The 2,520-nt window shown below is 73.3% G+C and carries 3 protein-coding genes; 1 reads left to right on the top strand and 2 read right to left on the bottom strand.

All coding sequences use genetic code 11. The features are described from left to right. Positions 1-238 precede the first annotated feature (238 nt). The gene (locus AB0H81_RS44590) at positions 239-649 is read right to left on the bottom strand and encodes a tautomerase family protein (protein ID WP_358388540.1); all 411 of its coding nucleotides are present in this window, start codon (positions 647-649) and stop codon (positions 239-241) included. A gap of 144 nt (positions 650-793) precedes the next feature. Then, positions 794-2,065 carry an alpha/beta hydrolase gene (locus AB0H81_RS44585; RefSeq protein ID WP_358388538.1) on the bottom strand — a complete coding sequence of 424 codons (1,272 nt, stop codon included), beginning with the start codon at positions 2,063-2,065 and terminating at the stop codon, positions 794-796. Positions 2,066-2,306: 241 nt separating this feature from the next. Between AB0H81_RS44585 and AB0H81_RS44580 the strand changes: the two genes are divergently transcribed. Further along, positions 2,307-2,520, top strand: a 214-nt coding sequence (locus AB0H81_RS44580; protein WP_358388536.1) for a hypothetical protein, incomplete at its 3' end; no start/stop codon positions are given.

Genomic DNA, 2,520 nt, shown 5'->3' with positions numbered 1-2,520 from the left:
GCCGCCCGCCGCGGGAGCCGGCGTCCCCGCCGCCCGCACCCCTCGCGGGCGTTCACTCTCCTTTCGAGCCCTTCCAACCGGCGAACGCCCGCGGCACGACACCGGGCGGCGGGCCGGCGAGAACGAGTGAGCCCCGAAGGCCGACGCTGCTCGGGAGGGGCCGCGGGAAGGCGACCGGCGTGCGGAAGGGCGCGTGCTCGCCACCCGCGATGTGTACGGGGCGGCCACGCACGGGCGGTCACTCCCGAGGCGGGTCCGGCGTCCGCTCTTCCACGTACTGGGCGATCCCGTGGCCGAGCGACCAGTCGATCGGCTCGTTCTCGGTCACGGTGACGAAGACGTTGCGCGGCTCCGTCCCGGCGTATTCGTGGGCGAGCTCGGCGATCCGCCGGTACATCGCCTGCTTCCGCTCGGGTGTGCGGCCGGAGCGCATGGTGATCGCGACGTAGACGATGTCGTCGTCGCGATGGACGCCCAGGTAGTCGTCGTAGCGCAGCGTGCTGCGGACGCCGTCGTGGCCGGTGAGGATGTGGAACCGGTCGTCGTCCGGGATGCCGATCGTCTCGACCAGGGCCTCGTGCACGGCCCGGCTGAGCGCGTGGAGGCGGCCGGCGTCGGCCCCCAGGGTGTCGATGCGGACGAGAGGCATGTCAGCGGCCTTCCTTCCCGAGCAGCGGTGCGGACGGCTCGCGCGGCCCTGCTCCAGCAGCCCCGCAGCTCACGGATGCTCTCGATCAGTCGGTCCCTCGTGTCCGCCCCATCGAGTGTACGTACCGATAGGTACAGGCCTCTGTCAGGCGCAGGTCTTCTTCTCCGGGACGCAGTGCTTGACCTCGGGGTAGCTCGCCGACGGCGCGTCCAGCAGGGGCTGCGGCTTGTTCAGCAGGTGCCGGCCGAAGAAGGCGGCGACGTACGTGCGGGTGATCGCCAGCCCGCGCTCCGAGGGCAGGTCCGCGCCGAAGTCGATGCCGAGCTGGCCCGCCAGGACTCCGACGTCGTTGAACGAGGCGTGCTCCGCGCCGGTCACGAGCAGCCAGCGCTTCCAGCCGGTCATGAGCTTCCAGTCGCGCTCCCAGGTGGCGGTCGACTCATTGCCGGACCCAGGGGTGTACGTGGCGGGCTTGCCGAAGAACATGAACGGCCGCTTCAGCTCGCGGGTGAGGGTGTCGGGAGGCGTGGTGCCGTCGATGTCGATCCCGGCGCGCAGCCGTGAGTCGGCGGCCAGCGCGGCCACGGTGCTCGCGCCCCCGATGGAGTGGCCCGCCATGCCCATCCGTGACCTGTCGATCAGCCGGCCGCCCTTCCACGCCGGGCGCGGCCCGGTCAGCCGGTCGAGCACGAACGAGACGTCGGCCGCGCGTACCTTGACCTGCTTCGTGGACATCGACGGGTCGTGGTCGCCCTCGCAGGGGACGCAGGTGGTGACCCGGCCGTCGGGGAAGGTGGTGGCGACCGTCTCGTAGGTGTGGTCGATCGCGGCCACCACGTACCCGCGGCTGGCCAGGTCCTCGGCCAGGGCGGTCAGCGTGCTGCGGGGCTTGCCGGACCCGGGGGAGAGCACCACGAGGGGCAGGCCGTGCGCGCGCCCCACCGGCTTCGCGTCGCTGAAGGCGTTGGTGCGCGTCGTGCTCAGCAGCGCGGGCGGGAGGTCGGTGAGCTTGGCGTCCTTGAGGAAGAGCTCCGACTCCTTCGGCGTCATGTACCGGGCCCGCTGCCGGCCGGGCGAGCGGGCCGGGTACCACAGGGAGACCATGAGCTCGCGCGCCTTCACGGACGGCACCCACGGGTCGGCGCGGGAGGTGTCCTTGAGGTGGACGGACGTGGTGCCGACCGGGTGCGAGCCGGTCGGCTCGGGCAGGGACAACTTGCCCGGAGCGGCGGCCGCGCCGGACGCTGGGGCGGCCGGGGCGGCCGGGGCGGCCGGGGAGGCCGAGGCGGGGGAGGCGGGCGACACGGCGGCCAGAGTGCCCGCGAGGAGCAGCGCGCCGGCGGTCGTCGCCCTGCCGTTCCGCCTGGCGCCGCCGCTCGGCTTCCCCGCGCGATGAGGCATTGTCACACGACGCATGGAACATCCGTTCTTCCGGTGGTGAGGGCCGCCGCAGGCGGGAAGACCCGCGCGGCCGCCCAGTGACGGCTACGAAGCTAGGGGAGGGCGGGTCGCGCGGTCGTCGTCCGCCGCGCCGATTTCGGATACCCCGTGCGAACGACCCCGGCCGGGGGTCATCCCTGCGATGTACTCCTCAAGGACACCGCCCCGGTCTTTGAGGACGATGTGCCATAGACCGCGCGAACGCGACAATACGCCGGTGACAACTGATGAACGACGGCTCAGGTGGCGGCACCTGCTCGACCTGCTGCGGCCGCGGGCGCGGACCGCCCGGCCGTCCCGCGCGGCCCTCGTCGCCGACGTGCTGCTCGCGGCCGTCCTGACCGTCGCGGCGCTCCTCGCGGCGACGGGCTCGGACGGGGGCGGCGGCCAGGCCGGCGAGGGGCCGCGTCCGGTGTCCGAGCTGCTGCGGC

Source organism: Nonomuraea sp. NPDC050691 (assembly GCF_040654455.1).
Lineage (GTDB): Bacteria > Actinomycetota > Actinomycetes > Streptosporangiales > Streptosporangiaceae > Nonomuraea.
The sequence above is the reverse complement of the archived record's forward strand: the minus strand, read 5'-3'. Positions and strand labels throughout refer to the sequence as shown.